Source organism: Corynebacterium sp. HMSC056F09 (assembly GCF_001815785.1).
Taxonomy (GTDB): domain Bacteria; phylum Actinomycetota; class Actinomycetes; order Mycobacteriales; family Mycobacteriaceae; genus Corynebacterium; species Corynebacterium hiratae.
This window is the reverse complement of sequence record NZ_KV821891.1, coordinates 51,976-59,885: the sequence shown is the minus strand read 5'-3', so window position 1 is coordinate 59,885 and position 7,910 is coordinate 51,976. Positions and strand designations below refer to the sequence as shown.

The 7,910-nt window shown below is 64.0% G+C and carries 6 protein-coding genes; all 6 read left to right on the top strand.

What is annotated here, in order from left to right; translation table 11 throughout:
- Nucleotides 1–1,039, top strand: a 1,039-nt coding sequence (sucB, locus tag HMPREF3056_RS01400) for a 2-oxoglutarate dehydrogenase, E2 component, dihydrolipoamide succinyltransferase (protein ID WP_070753974.1), incomplete at its 5' end; no start/stop codon positions are given.
- A gap of 262 nt (nt 1,040–1,301) precedes the next feature.
- Nucleotides 1,302–2,468 (top strand): MFS transporter, encoded by a 1,167-nt coding sequence (locus HMPREF3056_RS01395; RefSeq protein ID WP_070753973.1) that lies wholly within the window; start codon nt 1,302–1,304, stop codon nt 2,466–2,468.
- 72 nt (nt 2,469–2,540) lie between these two features.
- Nucleotides 2,541–5,408 carry an aminomethyl-transferring glycine dehydrogenase gene (gcvP, locus tag HMPREF3056_RS01390; RefSeq protein ID WP_070753972.1) on the top strand — a complete coding sequence of 956 codons (2,868 nt, stop codon included), beginning with the start codon at nt 2,541–2,543 and terminating at the stop codon, nt 5,406–5,408.
- Nucleotides 5,409–5,411: 3 nt separating this feature from the next.
- Nucleotides 5,412–6,524 carry a glycine cleavage system aminomethyltransferase GcvT gene (gcvT, locus tag HMPREF3056_RS01385; protein WP_070753971.1) on the top strand — a complete coding sequence of 371 codons (1,113 nt, stop codon included), beginning with the start codon at nt 5,412–5,414 and terminating at the stop codon, nt 6,522–6,524.
- Between the two features lie 42 nt (nt 6,525–6,566).
- Entirely contained in the window at nt 6,567–6,959 is a 393-nt protein-coding gene (gene gcvH, locus HMPREF3056_RS01380) for a glycine cleavage system protein GcvH (protein WP_070679859.1), read from the top strand.
- A 69-nt stretch (nt 6,960–7,028) separates the two neighbouring features.
- Nucleotides 7,029–7,835 (top strand): lipoyl(octanoyl) transferase LipB, encoded by an 807-nt coding sequence (gene lipB / locus HMPREF3056_RS01375; RefSeq protein ID WP_070679862.1) that lies wholly within the window; start codon nt 7,029–7,031, stop codon nt 7,833–7,835.
- Nucleotides 7,836–7,910: the final 75 nt, after the last annotated feature.

Sequence of the window (7,910 nt, the reverse complement as noted above, 5' to 3'; positions counted from 1 at the left end):
AGAGAAGAAGGAAGAGCCGAAGGCAGAGGAGAAGCCTGCTGCTTCCCAGTCCTCCGAGCCGAAGACTTCTGAGACCTCCACGAAGGTCAACAACGGCGATAACGTCCCGTATGTCACCCCGCTGGTGCGCAAGCTGGCTGAGAAGCACGGCGTAGACCTCTCCACCGTCTCCGGCACTGGCGTCGGTGGCCGCATCCGCAAGCAGGACGTCCTGGCCGCCGCCGGCGAAGGTGAGGCACCGGCTTCCTCCGCTAGCGCCTCCTCCAGCAACCCGCGCGCTCGCTGGTCCACCAAGTCTGTAGATCCGGAGAAGCAGGAGCTCATCGGCACCACCCAGAAGGTCAACCGTATCCGCGAGATCACGGCGACCAAGATGGTTGAGGCCCTCCAGATTTCCGCTCAGCTGACCCACGTCCAGGAAGTCGATATGACCGCCATCTGGGATATGCGCAAGCAGTCCAAGCAGGCGTTCATCGACAAGTACGAGGCCAACCTCTCCTTCCTGCCGTTCATCGTGAAGGCCACCGTTGAGGCACTGGTCTCCCACCCGAACGTCAACGCGTCCTACAACCCGGAGACCAAGGAGATGACCTACCACGCTGACGTCAACGTGGCCATCGCCGTGGATACTCCGCGCGGCCTGCTGACCCCGGTCATCCACAAGGCCCAGGAGCTAACGCTGCCGGAGATTGCCCAGAAGATCGCCGAGCTGGCTGATAAGGCCCGCAACAACAAGCTCAAGCCAAACGATCTGACCGGTGCAACCTTCACCGTGACCAACATCGGCTCCGAGGGCGCCCTGCTGGATACCCCGATTCTGGTTCCGCCGCAGGCTGGCATCCTGGGCACCGCCGCTATTACCAAGCGCGCGGTCGTCGTGACCGAGGACGGTCAGGACGCCATCGCCATCCGCCAGATGTGCTACCTGCCGTTCACCTACGACCACCAGGTGGTCGATGGTGCCGACGCTGGCCGCTTCATCACGACCATCAAGGACCGCCTCGAAACTGCAGATTTCGAAGCCGACCTTGACCTCTAAGGCTTAACAAGACTCCAAGTCTTAAGAGACTGCTCCCCTGCCACTGCGGCGGGGGAGCTTCGTCGTTTTCCACCCGGCTTTCCTCCACCCCCGCAAACACAGCTCGGTGACATCGCTCAGTGGCGCCGCAACTGCCCTATCTGCCAAAACTATTGCCCGGTTTTCAGAGATCGGCGCTAAGTTTGGCAGATAGGCGCGTTTTCTTTAACCGTCTTGCCACCAAGACCTAACCTCTGTGACTCAGCACACTAGACTGTGCAGCATGGTTTCTCAGAAGTGGTTCCGCGTCGCTCTCGGCATGTTCCTCGTCGCGTGCGGCGCTAATCTTTTCGCCCCCATGGTCGTGGTCTACCAGCTCACCACCAACCTGGGGGTTCTGCAGACGACCTTCCTCTTTGGCATTTACGCCCTCGGCATCATGGTGGCACTTTTCATTGGCGGTCCTCTCTCGGATTCGCTGGGACGCCGCGCTATCATGCGCCCAGCCGTCCTCACCACCACTGCCGGCTCGCTGGTCTTCCTCGGCGGCGCAGGCGGTGCCTTCCTCCCCTTGCTGATCGGACGCCTGTGTGCCGGGGCGGCAGTGGGACTGGCCATGTCTTCCGGCGCTGCCTGGATTAAGGAACTCAGCACCCACCTCAGCGTGGGCGCCAAGCGTTCTTCCATTGCTCTTTCGGCTGGCTTCGCGTCGGCACCTGGCGTAGCCGGTATCGCCGCAGAGTTCCTCCCCTGGCCCACCGTCCTGCCTTATCTATTGCATATCGGCCTAGCACTCATCGTGGTTCCGCTCGTGTGGACGGTGCCCGAAAAGCACACCGAACAGCCACAGCCTCATTCACAGCCACGGCGCCGTTCCTTAATCCCCACCAGCCTGATTACCCCCCGCTACCTACCGGTCGTTGCCTACGCGCCGTGGGTCTTCGGCTCCGCCACCACTGCCTTCGTCTTCCTCCCCTCGCAGCTCAGTGAGCACCTACGCCACCCCATTCTCATTGCTGGGCTCTGTGCGCTACTCACCATGGGCAGCGGCGTGGTAATCCAGCAGCTAGCGGGCCGCATCCGCGTGACCGCGTTCCATGGCATGGTGCTGGCCGCGATAGGCATGCTCCTGTGTCTCATCGTCGTCGCGGCGGCACACCACGGCTGGGCGGTATTCCTCCTCCCCCTCGCGGCCATCATCATGGGAAGTTCCTATGGAATAGGCATGCTCAGCGGGCTCGCAGAAACGCAAGCCATCGCTCACCCGGCGGAACTCGGCGCGGCAACGGGGGTGTTTTATTCGCTGACCTATCTCGGCTTCTTTGCCCCGTTCATCCTCTCGCTTTTGGGCCCTGTCACGGGGTATTCCACCGCCTTCATCATCGGGTTCGCTGTCGCGGCGCTGACTGCCGTGACGCTACATCTCCGAATCAGGGGTAACCGGGGTTAATGTCATGGCATACGCCTTATACTTGGAGCAGTTTAGGTCACACAAACTAACGCCACGAAGGAGATTCACCATATGGATTTCATCTCTCGTCATCTCGGCCCGGATGCAGCCGAGCGTGAAACGATGCTCAAGGCCCTGGGCTACGACAGCGTCGATGCGCTTGTCGATGCTGCCTTGCCAGCCTCCATCCGCGCCACCGAGGCGCTCAACCTCCCGGAGGCTTTGAGCGAAGATGATGCGCAGGCGAAGCTGCGCGAGTACGCCTCCCAGAACGTCGTGCTGAAGTCCTTCTATGGCCAGGGTTACTCCGATACCCTCACCCCGGCAGTCATTCGCCGCGGGCTGCTGGAGGATGCCGGATGGTACACCGCCTACACGCCCTACCAGCCGGAGATCTCGCAGGGCCGCCTCGAGGCACTGCTGAACTTCCAGACCATGATCGAGTCCCTGACCGGCCTTCCCATCGCGAACGCCTCGCTTCTCGACGAAGCCTCTGCCACCGCCGAAGCCGTCGGCCTGATGGCCCGCGCGGTGAAGAAGGGCCGCCGCGTGCTGTTGGACTCTCGCCTGCACCCGCAGGTCCTGACCGTGGCCGCCGAGCGCGCCCGCGCCATCGAGCTCGAGGTCGAGATCGCTGATGTCCGCGATGGCATCGTCGGCGAAGACCTCGTCGGTGCAGTTCTGGCCTACACCGGAACCGGGGGCGATATCGTCGACCCGCGCGCCGCCATCGAGGAGCTGCACACCCGCGGCGCCCTGGCCGCCGTCGTGGCCGACCCGCTGTCGCTGCTCCTTCTGGAGGCACCTGGTTCGATGGGCGCAGACATCGTCCTTGGCTCCTCGCAGCGCTTCGGCGTCCCGCTCTTCTTCGGCGGCCCGCACGCGGCCTTCATGTCCGTCACGGATAAGCTCAAGCGCCAGCTTCCGGGCCGCATCGTGGGCGTGTCCAAGGACGCCGCCGGCCGCCCCGCTTATCGTCTGGCGCTGCAAACCCGCGAGCAGCACATCCGCCGCGAGCGCGCCACCTCCAATATCTGTACCGCCCAGGCTCTCCTGGCCAACGTGGCCTCGATGTACGCGGTCTACCACGGCCCGAAGGGGCTGAAGGAGATTGCGCAGCGCGTGCATAACCGCGCTTCTGCTTTTGCTGCAGCAGTCACCGGCGCGGGCAAGGAGATTGTCTCCCGCGACTTCTTTGACACCGTGACCGTCACCGGCGTGGATGCCGCCGCCATAAAGGCCCAGCTGCAGGAGCAGGGCTACCTGGTGCGCGCCATCGGCTCCGACAAGGTCTCGGTCTCCTTCGGCGAGTCCGCTACCAACGAGGACGTCAACACCCTTGCCGCTGCCTTCGGCGCCGAGGCCTCCACTAACTCCGAGCCAGCCGCGTCTGGCTCCTTCGAGATTCCGTCCTCCGTCCAGCGTTCCGAGGAGCCGCTGCAGCACGAGATCTTCAACTCCCTCCACTCCGAGACCCAGATGCTGCGCTACCTGCGCACCCTGGCGGATAAGGACTTAGCACTCGACCGCACCATGATCCCGCTGGGCTCGTGCACGATGAAGCTCAACCCCACCTCTGCCATGGAGCCCATCTCCTGGCCGGAGTTCGCGGGCATCCACCCGTATGCCCCGGAGGAGACCACCGCAGGTTGGCGCGCGCTGATCGACGAGCTCGAGTCCTGGCTCGCCGATATCACCGGCTACGCCCAGGTTTCGATCCAGCCCAACGCCGGTTCCCAGGGTGAGCTGGCCGGCCTGCTGGCCATCCGCCGCTACCACGTGGCCAACGGCGACCACGGCCGCGATGTCATCCTCATTCCGGCATCCGCGCACGGCACCAACGCCGCGTCGGCGACCCTGGCCAACCTGCGCGTCGTCGTGGTCAAGACCGCGGACGATGGCTCCATCGACGTCGCCGACCTCGACGCCAAGATTGAGCAGCATGGCGAGCACATCGCCGGCATCATGATTACCTACCCCTCCACCCACGGCGTCTTCGACCCGGAGGTGCGCGAGGTCTGCGACAAGGTCCACGCGGCCGGCGGCCAGGTCTACATCGACGGTGCCAATATGAACGCGCTCGCCGGTTGGGCCCGCCCGGGTGCTTTTGGTGGCGATGTGTCTCACCTGAACCTGCACAAGACCTTCACCATCCCGCACGGCGGAGGTGGCCCGGGTGTGGGCCCGGTGGGCGTCGCCAAGCACTTGGTGCCCTTCCTGCCAACGGATGCCAACGACCCCCAGCTGGACCCCGCGCAGCCGGCCGCAGAAGGCACCGGCGTGCCGTCCACCGCATCGCGCTACGGTTCCGCCGGCGTGCTGCCGATTTCTTGGTCCTACCTGGCTATGGTGGGCGCGCAAGGACTTACGGAAGCCACGAGCCACGCCATCCTCGGCGCGAACTACCTGGCGCAGCGCCTGAAGGATTCCTTCCCGGTGCTCTACACGGGTAATGCCGGCCTGGTTGCCCACGAATGCATCTTTGACCTGCGCGAGCTGACCGACGCCTCCGGCGTCACCGCCGCCGATGTAGCCAAGCGCCTCGTGGACTACGGCTTCCACGCGCCGACCCTGTCCTTCCCGGTGGCCGGCACCCTCATGGTGGAGCCCACCGAGTCCGAGGACCTGGGTGAGCTGGACCGCTTCATCGAAGCCATGCGCTCCATCCGCGCCGAGATCCAGGAGATCATCGACGGCAAGGTGGCCTACGAGGACTCCGTCATCCACCACGCACCGTTCAACGCCGAATCCGTCGCCGCCGACGAGTGGAACTTTGCCTTTAGCCGCCAACAGGCCGCCTACCCGGTGGCCTCCCTGCGCCGCGGCAAGTACTTCCCACCGGTACGCCGCATCGATGAGGCCTACGGTGACCGCAACCTGGTGTGCACCTGCCCGCCGCCAGAGGCTTTTGACTACTCCGACGACAACCAGGAGGTTTAATCAATGACTGACTACCTGCACTCCCCGCTGCATGCTGAGCACGAGAACCTCGGCGCTACCTTCACGCCCTTCGGGCCGTGGGAGATGCCGCTGAAGTATGACAACGAGCTGGAGGAGCACCGCGCGGTACGTAATGCCGCAGGCCTCTTCGACCTCTCCCACATGGGTGAAATCTGGGTCAACGGCCCGGACGCCGCCGAGTTCCTCTCCTATTGCTTCATCTCCAACCTCACCACGCTTAAGGAGGGCAAGGCGAAGTACTCCATGATCTGCGCGGAGGATGGCGGCATCATCGATGACCTCATCACCTACCGCTTGGAGGAGACCAAGTTCCTCGTCGTGCCCAATGCTGGCAACGCCGACACCGTGTGGGAAGCGCTCAACGAGCGCGCCGAGGGCTTCGATGTGGACCTGAAGAACGAGTCCCGCGATGTGGCGATGATCGCCGTCCAGGGCCCAAAGGCCCTCGAAATCCTCGCCCCGCTGGTGGAGGACACCAAGCAGCAGGCCGTGATGGACCTGCCTTACTACGCCGCGATGACCGGCAAGGTGGCCCGCAAGTACGCGTTCATTTGCCGTACCGGCTACACCGGCGAGGACGGTTTCGAGCTCATCGTCTACAACTCCGACGCCCCGGAGCTGTGGGAAGAGCTGCTCAAGGCCGGCGAGGAATACGGCATCAAGCCCTGCGGCTTGGCAGCGCGCGACTCCCTGCGCTTGGAGGCTGGCATGCCGCTCTACGGCAACGAGCTCACCCGCGATATCACCCCGGTGGAAGCCGGGATGTCCCGCGCCTTTGCCAAGAAGGAGCAGGACTTCGTGGGCGCAGAGGTACTGCGCCAACGCGCCGAGGCTGGCCCGCAGGCCGTTATCACCGGACTTGTCTCCTCCCAGCGCCGCGCCGCCCGTGCCGGCTCCGAGGTGTATGTGGGTGAGAACAAGGTGGGCACGGTGACATCTGGTCAGCCCTCCCCCACCCTGGGGCACCCGGTAGCACTCGCGCTCATCGATACCGCCGCTGAACTCGAGCCGGGTGCGGCCGTCGAGGTGGATATCCGCGGCAAGCGCTACCCCTTCGAAGTCTCCGCGCTGCCCTTCTACAAGCGCGATAAGTAAACTCCACTACTGAAGTCAACTACCGAAAGGACACCCCTTCTCATGGCTAACCTTCCTTCCGATTTCTCCTACTCCGAGGACCACGAGTGGATCAACGCCACCGCTGATTCCGTCGTTGGTTCTACCGTCCGTATCGGCATCACCTCCGTGGCCGCTGACCGCCTGGGTGAGGTCGTCTTCGCTGAGCTTCCGGCCGTGGGCGATACCGTCGAGCACGGCGAGACCTGCGGCGAGGTCGAGTCCACCAAGTCCGTGTCTGACCTCTACTCCCCGGTCACCGGCACCGTGACCGCCGTCAACGAGGGCGTGCACGATGACTACGCAGTCATCAACAACGACCCCTTCGGTGAGGGCTGGCTCTTCGAGGTCGAGGTCACCGAGGTCGGCGAGCTGATGACCGCCGACGAGTACGCTTCCGCCAACGGCGTCGATTAAAACAACGCTTGAGCAGCGCACACTCAGCCCCTTTCTGGCTGAATCTTCGCGGGGTTTAGGATTGGTTTCATGACTGCTCCCCGCGAACCTTTCTTTCCCGCTGATCGCTCCATCCGCGCGTCCGGCGAACCACTGGAGATCCGCCGCTTGGGCCGCATGGGCTACCAAGAGGCCTGGGATCTGCAGGCTGAGCTCGCGGCGGCGCGGGCGGCGGGTACGCAGGGTGATGTCATCCTCGTGGTGGAGCACCCCAACGTCTACACCGCCGGCAAGCGCACGCAGCCGGAGGATATGCCTGATAATGGCCTGCCGGTCATCGATGTTGACCGGGGCGGGCGCATCACCTGGCACGGCGAGGGCCAGTTGGTGGTCTACCCCATTATCAAACTGGCCGAGCCGGTTGACGTTGTCGACTACGTCCGCCGCCTTGAGGAGGCCATCATCCAAGCCGTCCGCGAACTCGGTGTGAGCACCGCTGGGCGCATCGATGGCCGCTCGGGTGTGTGGGTTCCTTCCAGCACCCGGGCTGCCGACCCAGCCGCCCCGAAGCGCGACCGCAAGCTAGGTGCGTTGGGCATTCGCGTGACCCGCGGCGTGACCATGCACGGCCTAGCGCTCAACTGCACCAACACCTTGGAGTACTACGAGCACATCGTGGCCTGCGGCATCGATGATGCGGATGTGTCGACGCTGTCGCTTGAGCTCGGCCGTGAGGTGACCATGGAGGAGGCAGAAGCCCCGCTTCTCGACGCCCTCCGCAAAGCCCTCTCCGGCGAACTGACGGTGGCCGACCACACCTTTGCCTCGGCCCCAGATCCCATCAAAGTGGCCAACGAGAAGGCCCGCCAAGCCCGCAAAGCCGCGCAAGAAAAATAGCGGCTACCCTCGGTGGAATAAAGCAGCCACCCGCAGGGCTTGTAATAGAAAGAGCTAGTTCAACACCTAAAGTGA

What these genes read in the sequence shown, in the direction of transcription:
- HMPREF3056_RS01395 (WP_070753973.1), top strand. Translation starts at nt 1,302, where the DNA reads ATGGTTTCTCAGAAGTGGTTCCGCGTCGCTCTCGGCATGTTCCTCGTC.
- gcvP (WP_070753972.1), top strand. Translation starts at nt 2,541, where the DNA reads ATGGATTTCATCTCTCGTCATCTCGGCCCGGATGCAGCCGAGCGTGAA.
- gcvT (WP_070753971.1), top strand. Translation starts at nt 5,412, where the DNA reads ATGACTGACTACCTGCACTCCCCGCTGCATGCTGAGCACGAGAACCTC.
- gcvH (WP_070679859.1), top strand. Translation starts at nt 6,567, where the DNA reads ATGGCTAACCTTCCTTCCGATTTCTCCTACTCCGAGGACCACGAGTGG.
- lipB (WP_070679862.1), top strand. Translation starts at nt 7,029, where the DNA reads ATGACTGCTCCCCGCGAACCTTTCTTTCCCGCTGATCGCTCCATCCGC.